General features: G+C 67.5%; 15 protein-coding genes. 8 read left to right on the forward strand and 7 right to left on the reverse strand.

The window, feature by feature from the left end; translation table 11 throughout:
- Nucleotides 1–2 precede the first annotated feature (2 nt).
- Nucleotides 3–998 carry an LLM class flavin-dependent oxidoreductase gene (locus SPDO_RS05740; protein WP_088366530.1) on the reverse strand — a complete coding sequence of 332 codons (996 nt, stop codon included), beginning with the start codon at nucleotides 996–998 and terminating at the stop codon, nucleotides 3–5.
- Between the two features lie 150 nt (nucleotides 999–1,148).
- Between SPDO_RS05740 and SPDO_RS05745 the strand changes: the two genes are divergently transcribed.
- From SPDO_RS05745 to mobA, 6 genes are all read left to right on the forward strand, one after another.
- The gene (locus SPDO_RS05745; RefSeq protein WP_088366531.1) at nucleotides 1,149–1,814 is read left to right on the forward strand and encodes a pyrimidine 5'-nucleotidase; all 666 of its coding nucleotides are present in this window, start codon (nucleotides 1,149–1,151) and stop codon (nucleotides 1,812–1,814) included.
- Nucleotides 1,811–2,641: a 2,3,4,5-tetrahydropyridine-2,6-dicarboxylate N-succinyltransferase gene (dapD, locus tag SPDO_RS05750; RefSeq protein WP_088366532.1), complete on the forward strand. Its 831-nt coding sequence runs from the start codon at nucleotides 1,811–1,813 to the stop codon at nucleotides 2,639–2,641. The genes SPDO_RS05745 and dapD overlap by 4 nt, the downstream gene beginning before the upstream one ends.
- Before the next feature lie 170 nt (nucleotides 2,642–2,811).
- Nucleotides 2,812–3,120, forward strand: a complete 309-nt coding sequence (locus SPDO_RS05755; protein ID WP_088366533.1) for a glycine zipper 2TM domain-containing protein — start codon at nucleotides 2,812–2,814, stop codon at nucleotides 3,118–3,120.
- A 74-nt stretch (nucleotides 3,121–3,194) separates the two neighbouring features.
- Nucleotides 3,195–3,623, forward strand: coding sequence for an OsmC family protein (locus SPDO_RS05760; protein ID WP_088366997.1), 429 nt, complete (start codon nucleotides 3,195–3,197; stop codon nucleotides 3,621–3,623).
- 94 nt (nucleotides 3,624–3,717) lie between these two features.
- Complete coding sequence (locus tag SPDO_RS05765; RefSeq protein WP_088366534.1) at nucleotides 3,718–4,290, forward strand: glycine zipper 2TM domain-containing protein; 573 nt, start codon at nucleotides 3,718–3,720, stop codon at nucleotides 4,288–4,290.
- A gap of 106 nt (nucleotides 4,291–4,396) precedes the next feature.
- Nucleotides 4,397–4,933, forward strand: coding sequence for a molybdenum cofactor guanylyltransferase (gene mobA, locus SPDO_RS05770; RefSeq protein WP_088366535.1), 537 nt, complete (start codon nucleotides 4,397–4,399; stop codon nucleotides 4,931–4,933).
- A 13-nt stretch (nucleotides 4,934–4,946) separates the two neighbouring features.
- Here mobA and SPDO_RS05775 read toward each other — a convergent pair whose 3' ends face one another.
- From SPDO_RS05775 to hflK, 6 genes are all read right to left on the reverse strand, one after another.
- Complete coding sequence (locus SPDO_RS05775; protein WP_088366536.1) at nucleotides 4,947–5,627, reverse strand: NnrU family protein; 681 nt, start codon at nucleotides 5,625–5,627, stop codon at nucleotides 4,947–4,949.
- 99 nt (nucleotides 5,628–5,726) lie between these two features.
- Complete coding sequence (locus SPDO_RS05780) at nucleotides 5,727–7,289, reverse strand: peptide MFS transporter (protein ID WP_088366998.1); 1,563 nt, start codon at nucleotides 7,287–7,289, stop codon at nucleotides 5,727–5,729.
- A gap of 171 nt (nucleotides 7,290–7,460) precedes the next feature.
- The gene (locus tag SPDO_RS05785; RefSeq protein WP_088366537.1) at nucleotides 7,461–9,029 is read right to left on the reverse strand and encodes a helicase HerA-like domain-containing protein; all 1,569 of its coding nucleotides are present in this window, start codon (nucleotides 9,027–9,029) and stop codon (nucleotides 7,461–7,463) included.
- A 137-nt stretch (nucleotides 9,030–9,166) separates the two neighbouring features.
- Nucleotides 9,167–10,705, reverse strand: coding sequence for a Do family serine endopeptidase (locus SPDO_RS05790; RefSeq protein WP_088366999.1), 1,539 nt, complete (start codon nucleotides 10,703–10,705; stop codon nucleotides 9,167–9,169).
- Nucleotides 10,706–10,820: 115 nt separating this feature from the next.
- Nucleotides 10,821–11,693: a protease modulator HflC gene (gene hflC / locus SPDO_RS05795; RefSeq protein WP_088366538.1), complete on the reverse strand. Its 873-nt coding sequence runs from the start codon at nucleotides 11,691–11,693 to the stop codon at nucleotides 10,821–10,823.
- Nucleotides 11,690–12,787: a protease modulator HflK gene (gene hflK / locus SPDO_RS05800; protein WP_088366539.1), complete on the reverse strand. Its 1,098-nt coding sequence runs from the start codon at nucleotides 12,785–12,787 to the stop codon at nucleotides 11,690–11,692. The genes hflC and hflK overlap by 4 nt, the downstream gene beginning before the upstream one ends.
- Before the next feature lie 74 nt (nucleotides 12,788–12,861).
- Between hflK and SPDO_RS05805 the strand changes: the two genes are divergently transcribed.
- On the forward strand, nucleotides 12,862–13,812 hold the full coding sequence (locus SPDO_RS05805) for an Mrp/NBP35 family ATP-binding protein (RefSeq protein WP_088366540.1): 951 nt from the start codon (nucleotides 12,862–12,864) through the stop codon (nucleotides 13,810–13,812).
- 28 nt (nucleotides 13,813–13,840) lie between these two features.
- Complete coding sequence (locus SPDO_RS05810) at nucleotides 13,841–14,272, forward strand: CoA-binding protein (protein ID WP_088366541.1); 432 nt, start codon at nucleotides 13,841–13,843, stop codon at nucleotides 14,270–14,272.
- The last annotated feature ends 111 nt before the right edge of the window (nucleotides 14,273–14,383 follow it).

A 14,383-nucleotide genomic window follows, 5' to 3' on the forward strand; every position in this document is an offset into this window, starting at 1 on the left:
GGTCAGGCCAGTTCGGGCACCCGCATCGCCTCGGCCGCGATGGCGATCGACCGCTTGCGCGCCTCATGGTCGTAGATGCTGCTGGTGAGCATCACCTCGTCCACCCCGGTGCGCTCGACGAAGCGGGCGATGCCGGCCGCCACGTCGTCGCGGTCGCCGATCGCGCTGCACGACAGCACCGAGTCGAGGATGCGCGCATGCATCGGCGGCAGGCTGTCGCGATAGCCGGGCACCGGCGGCTTCATCTTGCCCGGATTGCCGGTGCGCAGCGCCACGAACTGCTGCTGCTGCGAGCTGGCGAGCAGCTCTGCCTTGGCGCGCGTGTCGGCGGCGAAGACGTTGAAGCCGGCCATCGCATAGGGCCGCTCGAGCTGCGCCGACGGGCGGAAATCGCGGCGATAGATCGCCATCGCCTCGTCGAGTGCATCGGGCGCAAAATGCGAGGCGAAGGCGTAGGGCAGACCAAGAATCGCGGCGAGCTGCGCCCCGAAGGTGGAGGAGCCGAGGATCCACAGGTCCGGCTTCGCGCCGGCACCGGGCGTTGCGCGAATGCCGGTGCGTCCGTCGTCGGCGAGGTAGCTTTGCAGCTCCACCACGTCGTTCGGGAAGGCATTGGGATCGCTGTCGAGCGTGCGGCGGATCGCATGTGCCACCCGCTGGTCGCTGCCGGGCGCCCGGCCGAGCCCAAGGTCGATGCGGCCGGGGAATAGCGCGTCCAGCGTTCCGAACTGTTCGGCGATCTGCAGCGGCGCGTGGTTGGGCAGCATGATCCCGCCCGCGCCGACGCGGATGGTGCTCGTCGCCGCGGCGACATGCGCGATCACCACCGCCGTCGCGGCCGACGCGATACCCTCCATGCCGTGATGCTCGGCCATCCAATAGCGGTTGAAGCCATGCGCCTCGGCATGGCGCGCCAGGTCCGCGGCATTGGCGAGCGCGGTGGAGACGGTGCCGCCTTCGACGACGGGGACGAGATCGAGCAGCGAATAGTTGGTCATGGGGAGAATGTGGGCCGAAGGGTTGCGGATCGCAACCTTGGACGCGGGCGTGCGTGGCCAAGCGCTTCTTGGCCGCGGCCAAGCTTTGCTGGGGCGTGGCGGGGTGGATTGGCTTGCCCTGAACCCCCTCGCTTGGGTACGACGCGCGCCATGCCGCCAGGACTTGACCATATCCGCGCCTGGGTCTTCGATCTCGACAACACCTTGTACCCGTCGAGCGCCGATCTGTTCGCGCAGATCGACACCAAGATGACCGATTACATCGCGCGCCTGCTCGGGCTGGACCGGGCGGAGGCGCATCGCATCCAGAAGGCGTATTTTCTCGGCCACGGCACCACGCTCGCCGGGCTGATGGCCGAGCATCACGTCGATCCGCACGATTTCCTCGCCTTCGTCCACGATGTCGAGATGGATGTGCTGGAAGAGAACGTGCCGCTCGCCGCGGCGGTGGCGAAGCTGCCGGGGCGCAAAGTGGTCTTCACCAACGGCGACGGCCCCTATGCCACGCGCGTGCTCGAGCGGCTGGGGCTGGGCGAGAGTTTCGAGGCGATCCACGACATTCACGCGATGGACCTCGCGCCCAAGCCCGCGCCGTCGGCCTATGCCGGGCTGTGTTCGGCGCTCGACATCGACCCCGCCACCGCCCTGTTCGCCGACGACATGGCGCGCAATCTTGCGCCGGCCAAGGCGATCGGCATGACCACGGTGTGGGTCGACAACGGCTCCGAACAGGCCGCCGACGCCGACCGCAGCTTCATCGACTACACCACGCCCGATCTCACCGCGTGGCTCCTGGGGATATTGGAAGACGCATGACCGACCTCGAACACATCATCGACGCCGCCTGGGAAAACCGCGCCGAGATCGGCCTTGCCACGATGGGCGAGGTGCGCGTCGCGGTGGATCGTGCGCTTGCGCTGCTCGACGCCGGCGAGGCGCGCGTGGCGGAGCCCGACGGCGCCCAAGGTGCAGAGGGGGGCGGCTGGCGCGTCAACCAGTGGCTGAAGAAGGCGGTGCTGCTGTCGTTCCGGCTCAACGACAATGCCCTGATCGATAACGGCCCCGGCGCCGGCCATTGGTTCGACAAGGTGCCGTCCAAATTCTCCGGCTGGGATGAGGCGGCGTTCCGCGCCGCCGGCTTCCGCGCGGTACCCGGCAGCGTTGCGCGCCGCGGCGCCTTTATCGGTAAGGGCGCGATCCTGATGCCTAGCTTCGTCAACATCGGCGCCTATGTCGGCGAGGGCACCATGGTGGACACCTGGGCGACGGTGGGCAGCTGCGCGCAGATCGGCAAGAACGTCCACCTGTCGGGCGGCGTCGGCATCGGCGGCGTGCTGGAGCCGCTCCAGGCCGATCCCGTCATCATCGGCGATGGCGCGTTCATCGGCGCCCGCTCCGAAGTGGCCGAGGGCGTACGGGTGGGCGAGGGCGCGGTGCTCTCGATGGGCGTCTATCTCGGCGCGTCGACCAAGATCATCGATCGCGCGACCGGCGAAACCTTCATGGGCGAGGTGCCGCCCTATGCCGTCGTCGTCCCCGGCTCCACCGGCGGCAACCTCGGCCTCTATTGTGCGGTGATCGTGAAGCGCGTGGACGAGCGCACCCGCTCCAAGACCAGCATCAACGAGCTGCTGCGCGACTGACGAAGCGGGGCGGGGCGCTCCCGTCCCACCCTACGACGGGCCGCGGATCGGCCCGTCACACCCCCCGATGAACGCGACGTTGTTTCAGGTTCATGCAACCGGCGCCATTAGCGCACGTTACGATCGCGTACCTGATTTCATTATTCGCGACTTATACGAGGGAGTGTAAAATGCGTAAGATTATGCTGGCGCTTGGCGCCTCCGCCATGGTGCTGCCGAGCGTGATGGTCACCACTACCCAGGCCGATGCACAGCGCCGCTACAAGTATCGTGAGTGGAAGGGCAATGACGGCCGCTGGCGCTGCCGCAAGCCCGATGGCACCACCGGCCTGATCGTCGGCGGCGTCGCCGGCGCGCTGCTCGGCCGTACCATCGACACCCGCGGCGATCGCACTTTGGGTACGCTGGGCGGCGCAGCCGTCGGTGCGCTGGCCGGCCGCGAGGTCGAGCGCGGCACGAGCAAGCGCCGCTGCCGCTAAGCCGCATCCACCATTTCTGACATCGGGGCGCGACCGTGCTGGTCGCGCCTCGTCTTCATGAGGAGGCGAATATCATGCCAACGCGCAGTGGCTCGGCCCGGTACGAGGGTCTCGGAAAAGACGGCAAGGGCTGGATCTCGACACAGTCGGGTGTCCTCAAGGAGCAGCATTACGGCTTCGGCACGCGGTTCGACAATGAGCCGGGCACGAACCCGGAGGAGCTGATCGCCGCCGCGCATGCGAGCTGCTTCACCATGGCACTGAGCTTCGCGCTCGCGGGTGCCGGCTATTCGGACGGCACGCTGGAAACCAGCGCAAAGGTGACGGTGGAAAAGGACGGCGATGGCTTCACCATCACCAAGTCCGCGCTCGATCTGCATGCCAAGGTGCCCGGGATCGCAGCGGACGAGTTCGAGAAGATCGCCAGCGAGGCGAAGAAGAACTGTCCTGTTTCCAAAGTATTGAATGCGGAAATCACGCTGACGCACGCGCTCGACAGTTAACTTTCGCAATGGTGAACGAGATGTAGTTTCTCGTTCACGCAACTAAGTGTCTTGGCGGTCGGTTGATACGGTATAGTCAGCCAGGAGTTGTTTCATGCGTATTCTCTTCGCCGCAGCCGTGGCGGCCACCACGATGACCAGTGTCACCGCGCTGCCGGTGCAGGCGCAGGCCAGTCGCGAGTACCGCCAGGACGTTCGTGAGGCCCAGCGCGATTATCGCCGGGATCTGCGCCGCGCGGACTCGCGTCGGGACGTGCGCGAGGCACAGCGCGATTATCGCCGCGACGTTCGCGACGCGCGAAAGGATTATCGCCGCGACGCGCGCAACGATTGGCGCAACAATCGCCAGCAATGGCGCGGCTATGACTACAACCGTCTGCCGCCGGGCCAGCGCGCGTACTACGCCGACAATTTCTACCGCGACGGCCGCTATTATCAGCAGCGCCGCCTCGGTCGGAACGACCGCATCTATCGCGGCAATAACGGGCGCTATTACTGCCGCCGGAACGACGGCACGACGGGCTTGATCGTCGGCGGCCTCGGCGGCGGCGTGCTGGGCAGCCTGCTCACCAACGGCGGGTCGAACACGCTGGGCGCGCTGATCGGCGCCGGTGCGGGTGCGCTGCTCGGTCGCACGGTCGATCGCGGCCAGGTAACCTGTCGCTAAGCCATTGATGCAATAAATCTTTTAGCCGAAAGTAACGGCGCGTAACCGAGGCCCGGCGAGTGATCGCCGGGCCTTTCGGCTGTAGTGATGACATAAGGAACATGACGTGAGTGGGCAGCATCGCACGATCGGCGCGATTCTGGCGGGCGGCGCATCCAGCCGCTTCGGATCGGACAAGGCGGTGGCGCTGTTCCATGGCGTGCCGCTGATCGATCATGTCGCGGCTGCCTTGTGGGCGCAAACCAGCGCCCTGATCGTGGTTGGCCGCAAGCATGGGTCTCTGGTGAGTGTGGCGGATCATCCGGCGCCGGGTCTCGGGCCATTGGGTGCGATCGCCGGCGCACTGCGCTGGGCCAAGGCGAACGGCTATGCCGCGGTGCTGAGCGCCCCGTGCGACGCGCCGCTTCTGCCGCGCGATCTGCAGGCCGCACTGGCGGGTGACGGCCCGGCCTATGTCGCCGATCTGCCGGTGATCGGCTGGTGGCCGGCGTCGCTCGCCGATCACCTGTCCGACTGGCTCGCTGCCGATCAGCCGCGCGCTGTGCGCCGCTGGGCGGCTGCCGTGGGAGCGAGAGAGGTGGTGCTCGCTGCCATGCCGGCGAACGTGAACACGCGAGAGGACCTGGCGGCGCTCTGCGATTGAGCGCCGTTGCCGGTCAGGCGATCCAGCGCCAGATACCGGCGGGCCAGCCCGCCAGCGGCATATGCGCCCAGGTCGCGGCCAGCCAGACGACGGCGCCGCCCGCCAGCGCATGCATGCCGATCTTGCCGATCCGCGCGCGGCCTGCGGCGACGGCGGCAAAGGGCCAATAGCTCGTCCGCCGCTCCCACTCGCGCCAGAATTCGGGCTGCAACGCCTCCTTCTTGCGATCCTGCAGGTGCGCGCCGACCAGCGCCAGCACGATAATGGCGAGCGCCAGCACGATGTTCGACGGATCGGGAAAGACGAGGATGTGGACCGCGCCCCAGATGGCGAAGCTCCACATCATCGGGTGGCGCGTGATCGCAAAGACGCCGCGCGCCTCGGGCACCTTGCCCTTTGCGGCCTCCGGTAGCGCGGGATTGCGCACCAGCGATCCCATGAACAGGATCGCGGCGAGCAGCATCAGCACGGTCGCGATCGCCCACAGCACGTCACCGACGGGCCAGAGCGGCGCGCCCACAGGCGCCGCGCGATAGGCGAGGGCAAGCCAGCCGAGCGTGATTGCCGCCACCAGGCTGTAGAGCCCCAGAAAGCCCTTCTCGCCAATTGCGCGCACCAGCGGCGCACGCAGCGGATGCGAGAGAAGAAAATGGGTACCCACGAACGCCAGTGCTGCGGCCACGACATTGCCCATCTGCGTCTCTCCCGCCCGGTTGTTTAGATCACAATCTCCTGTCGGCGGCCCCGCGAACACGCGGGGCGCCGGCATGATGAGGGGCGAGGCGCGGCGGGATCAATGCCGCGTTTCGCCGCGCGTGTTCAGCCCGGCCGCCTGTGGCTCGGCCAGTTCTTCCTGCCCCGCCATGGCGTGATCCGCATCGTCGTGCAGCGTGTCGAGGTGCATCAGGCGCTTCACCAGCGGGCTGAGCCCCAGCACCACCACGGCGATACCGATCGTCCACCAACCGATGGTGGAATAGACCGCGAGCGTCCCCTCCTTGGTCATCTCGCCGCTTTCGCCGCCGGTCGCCTCGCCGATCTTGCCCGCAACGAAATTGCCCACTGCGGTCATGTAGAACCACGCGCCCATGATCAGGCTGGCGAGGTGCTTGGGCGCGAGACGGTTCATCGCGCTAAGGCCGACGGGCGACAGGCAAAGCTCGCCGGTGGTCTGCAGGAAGTAGATCGCGAAGACGAAGAACACCGGCGTCGCCACTTCGACGCCGACGGTGTTGGCGCCCCAAACGAAGACAAGGAACGACAGGCCGACCTGCGCCAGCGCGAGGCCGAACTTGGCCGGCGCCGACGGCTCCAGCCCGCGCTTGCCGAGCCACACCCACAGCCCGGCGAAGATCGGGCCGAGCAGCACGATGTAGATCGGGTTGATCGACTGGAAGAGCGAGGCAGGCACCCCACCACGCGCGACAAAGCGATCGGTATAGAGGTTCAGGCTACCGCCGGCCTGCTCGAACAGGCCCCAGAACACCGGGTTCAGCGCGATCAGGAACAGCACGGCGAACATCCGGTCGCGGGCATGCGGCTCCAGCTTGAAGCTTTCGAACAGCACATAGCCGAGCATTGCGACGCCCGAGATGATCAGCAGCGTCTCGATCACGTCCTGATACTGGACGAGCGCCCAGATCACGCCGACCGAGGCGAGGCCGATGCCGTACAACGACCATTCGGTGCGCTTGGCCAGCGGACGCGGTGCCTCGCCCTTGCCCAGCAGCAGCGGCTTGCCGAGGATGAAGACGATCAGGCCCGCCAGCATGCCGACGCCCGCCGCGCCGAAGCCATAGGACCAGCCATAGGTCTCGCCCAGCCAGCCGGCCATGATCGTGCCGATCGCCGCGCCGGTGTTAATGCCGATGTAGAAGATGGTATAGGCGCCGTCGCGACGCGTGTCGGTGAGTGGATACAGCTGCCCGACGATCACCGAGATGTTCGCCTTTAGGAAGCCGGTGCCGACGATGATGAAGGCGAGCGCCAGCCAGAAGATGTTGATTGCGGCCGACCCCTGGCCACCATCGCCCTCCACCGCCATCAGCAGGTGGCCGAGCGTCAGCATCGCCGCGCCGAACGTCACCGCCTTGCGCTGCCCGAGGAAGCGATCGGCGAGATAGCCGCCCAGTACCGGGGTGATATACACCAGGCTGGTATAGGCGCCGTAGATCAGGTTCGACTTGCCGTCATCGAACAGCCAATGCTTTGTCAGGTAGAAGATCAGCAGCGCCCGCATGCCGTAATAGGAGAAACGCTCCCACATCTCGGCGAAGAACAGGACGTAGAGCCCCTTGGGATGGCCAAGGAAATCCGGGCCTTTCTTCAGGACGCCGGCGGTGCCGCCGGCCAGCATGATCGCAAGAAAGCCTACGGCAATCGCGGGAATGATGGGCAAGAATACGCTCCCAAAAGGTCCGGTCGTCGGGGCACGAGGCCCGCTTTGTGGGCGAGCCTAGCGCGCAAATTCACCAGACCAAAGCAGTTGTTGCAATCGAAACGAAACATCCGCTGCCGTCACACCGCCTTAGCGGCCGCGAAACAGCCCGCCCAGCATCCCGCGCACGATCGATCCGACCAGCCCGGAGCTGCCCTTGCCGCGGCGTGAGCCGAAGACCTGGCGCCCGACCTCGTTCGCCACCTGTCGCCCGATCGACGAGCCGGCGGCGCGCGTGGCGGAGGCGATCGCCTGATCCCAGGGGGAGGCGGGTTCGCGACGGCTTGCGGTGCGCGCCGCCTTGGCGTCCGCCTTGTCGCGTGCGGCCGCCGCCTCGGCCTCCGCGCGATCTCCTGCGGCCGCGGCGGCGCGGGCGGTGAGCAGTTCCTCCGCCGACTCGCGATCGACGGCGGTGTCGTATCTGGTGCCGATCGCATCGGTCGCGATCAGCGTTTCGCGCTCGGCGGCAGTCAGCGGGCCGACCCGGCTGGCGGGCGGACGGATCAGGCAGCGAGTGACCGGGGCCGGCGCGCCGTCCGGCTGGAGCAGCGACACCAGCGCCTCACCGATCTTCAGCTCGGTGATTGCCGCGGCGACATCCAGCCCGGGCCGCGCGCGAAACGTCGTCGCTGCGCTGCGTACCGCCGCCTGATCGCGCGGCGTAAAGGCGTTCAGCTTGTGCTGGATGCGGTTGTTGAGCTGCCCCGCCACGGCATCGGGAATGTCGATCGGGTTCTGCGTGATGAAATACACGCCCACGCCCTTGGACCGGATCAGCCGCACGACCTGCTCGATCTTGTCGACCAGCGCGGTGGGCGCGTCGTCGAACAGGAGGTGCGCCTCGTCGAAGAAGAAGCACAGCACCGGCCGGTCGGGATCGCCGATCTCGGGCAACGTCTCGAACAATTCGGACAACAGCCACAGCAGGAACGTCGCGTAGAGCTTGGGCGCCGCCATCAGCTTGTCGGCGGCCAGGATGTTGACGACGCCGCGGCCGGACTCGTCGGTGCTCAGGAAATCGGCAAGGTCGAGCGCCGGCTCGCCGAAGAAACGCTCGCCGCCCTGGCTGCGCAGCTGCAACAGCGCGCGCTGAATCGCCCCGATCGACTGTTTCGACACGTTGCCATAGGTGCTGGTGAGCTCGCTCGCCCGCTCCGCGCAATGCGCCAGCATTGCCTGCAGATCGTCGAGGTCGAGCAGCAGCAGTCCATCCTTGTCCGCGACGTGAAAGGCGATGGTCAGCACGCCTTCCTGCACCTCATTGAGCCCGAGCAGCCGCGCGAGCATCAGCGGCCCCATTTCCGAGATGGTCGTGCGGATCGGGTGACCCTGCTCGCCATACAGATCCCAGAATTGCACCGGCGCCGCGGCATAATGCCAGTCGGCAAGGCCGATCGCGGCGGCGCGCGCGGCAAAGACGCTGTGCGGCTTGGCGAGCGGCGACCCGGCCATCGCCAGCCCGGCAAGATCGCCCTTCACATCGGCAACGAAGCAGGGGACGCCGGCTGCCGACAGATTCTCGATGACACCCTGTACCGTCACCGTCTTGCCGGTACCCGTCGCACCCGCGATCAGGCCGTGCCGGTTGGCGAGGCGCAGGTTCAGCGCTTGCGGATCGATGCCCTGCTCGCCCGCCCCGATGAAGATGCTATCGCTCAACGCCGTTCTCCGCTTGTGCGGCGGTTCTAGGAGCGCAAGCGGCGCTGCGTCGAGCGAAATGGCGCGAACGGCCCGCGCAAAAAGAAAGGGCCCCGCACCACGGTGCGAGGCCCTCCTCAACCGTATGATCGTTGGTGTTACTTGAGCTTCACCGCGATGAACACGGCGGGGTTGCGACCGCGCACGACCGACAGCAGCACCTGCGGACGACCGGCGGCCTTTGCCGCCTGCACGCCGCGCGCGACGTCTGCCGGGCTGCGCGCCGGCACCGAATTGACCGAAACGATCACGTCGCCGCGACGCAGCTTCTGCCCGGCGTCGCTCGCCGGATCGACCGCACCGATCACCACGCCCTGCACGGTCGAATCGACCCCGACCTGGCGCGCGATCGCGGGGGTAAGCGGCTGAACCGTCACGCCGATACCGTTGGCACCGCTGGCGGACGGCGTCTCGGCGTCATTGTCCTCGGAGAAGCTGTCGTCACCGCCGAGCTGCTGCGCGAGCTGCTCTTCGGCCGGACGGACTGCCGTGGTGACGGTGACGCTGGTCGGCTTGCCGTCACGGATCACGTCCAGCTTCGCCTGCTCGCCCGGCGGCACGTTGGCGACGAGGTACGACAGCGTCGTATCGGGCGTCACCTGCGTGCCGTTCACGCGGGTCACCACATCACCCGCGCGTAAGCCAGCCTTGGCCGCGGGGCCACCCGGCTCGGCGCGTGCGATGATCTCGCCCGAATCCTTCGGCAGGTTGAGTGCGGCGGCGATATCGTCGGTCAGCCGCTGGATGCTCACCCCGATATAGCCGCGCTGAACGGGCTTGCCCTTCATCAGCGTGTCGATGATCGGCTTGGCGTCCTCGGCCGGGATCGCGAAGCCGATGCCGATGTTGCCGCCCGACTGCGAGAAGATCTGGCTGTTGATGCCGATCACTTCGCCATTCAGGTTGAACATCGGGCCACCCGAGTTGCCCTGGTTGATCGAGGCGTCGGTCTGGATGAAGCGGTCGTTCGCGCCACCCTGGCCGGTCACGCGGTGCACCGCGGAGACGATGCCGGCCGTCACGGTGCCGCCCAGGCCGAACGGATTGCCGATCGCCACCACCCAGTCGCCGACGCGCGCGCGTGCCGAATCGCCGAACTTCACGTAGGGCAGCGGCGCCTTGGCATCGATCTTCAGCAGCGCGAGATCCGACGCGGCATCGCGGCCGACCAGCTTCGCCACATATTCCTTGCGATCGGGCAGCGTGACGCGGATCGCCTCAACGGTCGCGCGGCTGTTGCCCGGCGCCACCACGTGATTGTTGGTCACCACATAGCCGTCTGGCGAAATGATGAAGCCAGAGCCGAGCGACTGCGCCTCGCGCGTCACCGGCGCGCTATTCTGTCCACCGCGACCGCCGCCGAACTGACCGAACAGCTCCGCGAACGGCGTGCCGGAGAAGGGGTTCGCCGGCTGCGCCACCGTCACCTTCTGGTCGGTGGAAATGTTCACCACGGCAGGCTGGAGCTTTGCCACCATGTCGGCAAAGCTGCCCGGCGCGCCCGGGCGGGGCGCAGCGGCCTGGATCGTCCCGGGCTCGTTCTGCGCGCTTTGCGCAGTGGCCGGGTTCTGCAGCGCGAGCGAGGCGGCAGTGCCGCCCAGGAGTAGGGCACCAGTGAGGGCGTAGGCGTAACGCACGATCGTCATGTTCCTCTCGTTTGGCCTCTGAATCGGCCTAACCGTTGGATAATGCCGGCAGGACGATGAACAGCATTTGAATGCTCAACGATCCTGCCGCTTTGGCGTTGCCGGCTTACCGGCCGTTGAATTCCCTTAGATAGGCATTGTCGCGGCCCATGATGATATTGGTCGAGCCTTCCGGCCGCGGGCCGCCGTCCGCACCGAACGTATGCCGGTACGACTGCATGGCGCGATAGAAATCGTAAAAGCTCGCATCCTTGCTGAACGCTTCGGCATAAACGCGCGCGGCGGTGGCGTCCGCCTCGGCGCGCACGATCTGCGCCTGCTTCTGCCCCTGTGCGCGGATGGTGTTCGCCTCCTGCTGGCGCGCGGTGCGCATGCGCTGCAACGCGCTGTCCAGCGGGCTGCCCTCGGGCAGGTCGGCGTGCTTGATCCGCACGTCGACGATGGTGGCGCCATATTGCCGCGCCTGCCGCTCCAGCGAATTCTGGATCGCGTCCATCACCCGGCCGCGCTCGGGGCTGAGCAGCACGGAGAAGGGCACCTTGCCCAATTCGTTGCGCAGCGCGGTGCCGAGCAGCGGGCGCAGCTGATCCGCCACGCGCTCCTCGGTGTTCGACGTGCTGCCGGTGGAGGTCACCGCGCGCAGCGGATCGGTAATGCGGAAACGCGCAAAGGCGTCGACGTTCAGCCGCAGCTGATCGGTGGACAGCACCAGCGTATTGTCGAGATCGGCATCGAGCACGCGCTTGTCGACCCACACGATCTTGTCGATCAGCGGGATGCGCGCGATCAGGCCGGCGCCGGTGCGGCCGATCACCTGACCCGGCTGGTACTGGTTGACCGGCTCGCCCACCGGATTGTTCAGCCGCAGGATCACCGCCTGCTTGGTTTCCGGCACGATGGCAAAAGTCATCGCCGCCAGAATAACGACGAACAGCGCGGCAAAGGCGAGCGCCACCGGATTGCGCAAGAAGCCCTTCATCGTGCGGCTCCCTGCGCCGGCGCGCTATCCACCGCCGGCTCCTCCAGTTTGCGCGCGCGGTCGAGCGGCAGGAGCGGGGCGACGCCCGGGGTTTCGACGATCGTCTTGTCGGTCTTGGCCAGCACGGCCTCCATGGTCTCGTAATACATGCGGCGACGCGTCACCTCGGGGGCAAGGCGATACTGCTCGTACACCTTGTCGAACGCTGCGGCCTCGCCCTGCGCGCGGGCGATCACCTGCTGCGAATAGCTGCGCGCATTGTTGAGGTTGGCGACGGCCTCCTGCTGCGCGGCGGTCACGGCGTTGAAATCGTCGATCAGGCTGGCCGGCGCCGCGGCTTGGCGGATCGAGACGCCCTGGACGCGCACGCCCGCTTCGTAATCGTTTAGGATCTGCTGCATCATCGTGGCGACGCGCGCCTCGATGTCGGTCCGGCCAGCGCCGATCGCCTGGTTCAGCGTGGTCGTGGCGAGCACCGCGCGCATCGCGCTTTCCGCCGTTGCGCGCACCGTCTCGGTCGGATCCTTGATCTCGAACACGAACTGGCGCGGATTATCGACCCGCCAGCGCACGGTGTAGGCAAGGTCGATGATGTTCTGGTCGCCGGTCAGCACGCTTTCGCTGCCGTCGCGCGGGAATTCATCGACCCGCACCGCTTCCACGTCGACCTTTTGCACGGCCACGAGCGGGGCGGGGAGCGTCAGGCGAAAGCCCGGCTCCAGCATGCCCGAATAGCGGCCAAGGAAGGTCACCACGCCGCGCTGCTGCGGCCCGATCTGGTGAAACGAGGTGAAAATCAGCCATACCGCCGCCACGATCGCGACGCCGATCAACCACAGGTTGCGCGCATTGGCGCCGATCGGAAACTGCGGCCCGCCACCGGCGCCGCCGCCACCACCGCCCGGCCCGCCGCGCGCCTTTTTCAGGAACTCGTCGAGCGCTGTCGGCTTGGGCGCGCCCTTGCGGCCGCCAGGCGGCACCGCCCAGGGATTGCGCGGCCCACCATCACCATCGTCACCGCCGCCCCACGGGCCGTTGGAGGGATTGTTCATCAGGATCGAAGGTCGGCGCAGCCACGGCGGCAGGATGGTCATGACAGTCTTTATAGGGTTCCTCGGCTCGAAAAACAGTGCCCCTCGGGGCGGAACGCGCGTAACGACTTGTTGCCATGGACGAGAATGACGTGAAGCAAGCCGTTGCCGCGGTTTCCGGCGGCCGCGCAACGGTACGGATCGATGGCGAGCGGGTCGGCGTGGTGGTGGATGCGACCGGCCTTGATGCCAAGGCGCGCGATGCGATGGAGGCGGCGGTGCGCATGGCCGCCGGGCCGGGCGCGCGCGTGGTGGTGACGGCCGAGCGCAGCACGCGGCGGCTGATCGCGGTCGCGAGCGGCAAGGGCGGGGTGGGCAAGTCCACGCTCGCCGCCAATCTCGCGATCGCGCTTCGCCATCACGGCCGCCGGGTTGGGCTGGTCGATGCCGACATCTACGGCCCGTCGCAGCCGCGCCTGATGGCGGCCGAAGGCGCGCGGCCCGAGGCGAAGGACAAGGTGCTGATGCCGGTGCCGACGCCTTATGGCGTGCCGATGCTGTCGATGGGACAGCTGATCGAGCCGGGTAAGGCGATCGCCTGGCGCGGGCCGATGGCGGCGGGTGCGCTGGGCCAGCTGGTCGAGGCCGATTGGGGCGCGGCGGATACGCTGGTGCTCGATCTGCCACCGGGCACCGGCGACGTGCAGCTGACTATGATCCAGAAATATCGCCCGGCCGGCGCGGTGATCGTATCCACCCCGCAGGATCTGGCGCTGATCGACGCGACGCGCGCGATCGACCTGTTCAACAAGGCCGGCATACCGATCATCGGCTTGGTCGAGAACATGGCGGGCTATGTCTGCCCGCATTGCGGCGAGGTGTCAGACCCGTTCGGGAGCGGCGGGGCGGAAGCGGCCGCGCGCGAGCTTGGCGTGCCGTTCCTTGGCCGCGTGCCGCTCACCATCGCGATCCGCACCGCCTCCGATGCCGGCCAGCCGCCGGCGGCCGAGCCGGACGACGCGATCTTCCGCCCGCTGGCCGGCGCGGTTGCCGCCTGGCTGGAAACCGGCGGGGGCGGCGCGCGTTAGCGAGGAAACCATAGCTGAAAGGCCCATCATGCCGTTGACCGCCGATGCCGAGATCAAGGCGCTGCTGGAGGAAACCCGCGTCATTGCGCTCGTGGGCGCGTCCGACCGGCCCGATCGCCCGAGCTACCGCGTGATGCAGCAGTTGCAGGCGCACGGCTATCGCGTGATCCCGGTCAACCCGCAGATCACCGGCGAGCATGTCCACGGCGAGTTCATCTTCCGTGACCTGAGCCAGATCGGCGAGCCGATCGACATGGTCGATATCTTCCGCCGCTCGGAGGCTGCCGGCGACGCGGTGGACGAGGCGATCGCCGCGGGCGCAAAGGCGGTGTGGATGCAGCAGGGCGTGATTAATCAGCCCGCCGCCGAGCGCGCCGAAGCGGCCGGGCTGAAGGTGGTGATGGATCGCTGCCCCGCCGTCGATATTCCCCGCCTGGGTGTCGCACGCGTCGCGGATTGAGCCGCTCGCACCACCGCCATCGCGACGTCTGGCAGAAGACCGGCCGCCACCCTCGCCGGTGAAAGCGCCTTGTCGGGCGGCCGTGGGTGCCGCATGGGCAATCGACGATCG

The organism is Sphingomonas dokdonensis (assembly GCF_002197685.1).
GTDB lineage: Bacteria > Pseudomonadota > Alphaproteobacteria > Sphingomonadales > Sphingomonadaceae > Sphingomonas > Sphingomonas dokdonensis.

What these genes read in the sequence shown, in the direction of transcription:
- SPDO_RS05740 (WP_088366530.1), bottom strand. Translation starts at nt 998, where the DNA reads ATGACCAACTATTCGCTGCTCGATCTCGTCCCCGTCGTCGAAGGCGGC.
- SPDO_RS05745 (WP_088366531.1), top strand. Translation starts at nt 1,149, where the DNA reads ATGCCGCCAGGACTTGACCATATCCGCGCCTGGGTCTTCGATCTCGAC.
- dapD (WP_088366532.1), top strand. Translation starts at nt 1,811, where the DNA reads ATGACCGACCTCGAACACATCATCGACGCCGCCTGGGAAAACCGCGCC.
- SPDO_RS05755 (WP_088366533.1), top strand. Translation starts at nt 2,812, where the DNA reads ATGCGTAAGATTATGCTGGCGCTTGGCGCCTCCGCCATGGTGCTGCCG.
- SPDO_RS05760 (WP_088366997.1), top strand. Translation starts at nt 3,195, where the DNA reads ATGCCAACGCGCAGTGGCTCGGCCCGGTACGAGGGTCTCGGAAAAGAC.
- SPDO_RS05765 (WP_088366534.1), top strand. Translation starts at nt 3,718, where the DNA reads ATGCGTATTCTCTTCGCCGCAGCCGTGGCGGCCACCACGATGACCAGT.
- SPDO_RS05775 (WP_088366536.1), bottom strand. Translation starts at nt 5,627, where the DNA reads ATGGGCAATGTCGTGGCCGCAGCACTGGCGTTCGTGGGTACCCATTTT.
- SPDO_RS05780 (WP_088366998.1), bottom strand. Translation starts at nt 7,289, where the DNA reads ATGCTGGCCGGCGGCACCGCCGGCGTCCTGAAGAAAGGCCCGGATTTC.
- hflC (WP_088366538.1), bottom strand. Translation starts at nt 11,693, where the DNA reads ATGAAGGGCTTCTTGCGCAATCCGGTGGCGCTCGCCTTTGCCGCGCTG.
- hflK (WP_088366539.1), bottom strand. Translation starts at nt 12,787, where the DNA reads ATGACCATCCTGCCGCCGTGGCTGCGCCGACCTTCGATCCTGATGAAC.
- SPDO_RS05805 (WP_088366540.1), top strand. Translation starts at nt 12,862, where the DNA reads ATGGACGAGAATGACGTGAAGCAAGCCGTTGCCGCGGTTTCCGGCGGC.
- SPDO_RS05810 (WP_088366541.1), top strand. Translation starts at nt 13,841, where the DNA reads ATGCCGTTGACCGCCGATGCCGAGATCAAGGCGCTGCTGGAGGAAACC.